Origin of the sequence: Pseudomonas sp. DE0010, assembly GCF_007680745.1 — a bacterium.
GTDB lineage: Bacteria > Pseudomonadota > Gammaproteobacteria > Pseudomonadales > Pseudomonadaceae > Aquipseudomonas > Aquipseudomonas parafulva_B.
Window position 1 is genome coordinate 1 of record NZ_VEJQ01000328.1, and the last position, 229, is coordinate 229.

Here is a 229-nt window from a genome sequence, read left to right on the forward strand (position 1 = left end):
AGGCGCACGAAGAGGCCGTGATGCAGCACGCTGGAGACCAGGCCGCGCTCGAAGGCGAAGGTGAGGATGGTCACGCAGAACACCAGGGTCGCCAGCACGCCCTTCTTGGGTACCGGTAGATCGGAGGTCATCACCGCGGCGCCGGCGATCAGGCAGGCCAGTTCCAGCAGGGTGCCACCGAATTGTCCGCCGTTGTGCTGCTTGATCCAGACATAGAGGCGATAGGTGC

Annotated in this window: 1 pseudogene; it reads right to left on the minus strand. The window is 64.2% G+C overall.

The features are described 5' to 3' along the window. Window positions 1-229, minus strand: a pseudogene (locus FS767_RS22730) (acyltransferase); the annotation flags it as partial.